This window comes from Acinetobacter sp. ABJ_C4_1 (genome assembly GCF_044538495.1).
GTDB lineage: Bacteria > Pseudomonadota > Gammaproteobacteria > Pseudomonadales > Moraxellaceae > Acinetobacter > Acinetobacter nosocomialis_A.
Map to the genome: position 1 here is coordinate 1 of NZ_JBIUCQ010000043.1, position 246 is coordinate 246.

Here is a 246-nt window from a genome sequence, read left to right on the forward strand (position 1 = left end):
CACCAACTTATGTCACCACTAAAACTGACGGTACAACAGTTAATGCCAACAATGTCGGTGATGCCTTAACTAACCTGAACAATGAAGTGGTTAAACCGATTACCTTTGCGGGTAACAGCGGCAGTGTTGACCGTAAATTGGGTGAAACCCTGAATATCACAGGTGGGCTGACAGCATCTGGCTCGAACTCGAATGTGAAGACAGTCATTAGTGGTAATACCGTTGATATTCAACTTGCCGATGCGC

General features: G+C 45.5%; 1 pseudogene. It reads left to right on the forward strand.

Going from position 1 to position 246, the window contains the following annotated elements:
* A pseudogene (locus ACIF8R_RS18400) lies at positions 1-246 on the forward strand (hypothetical protein); the annotation flags it as partial.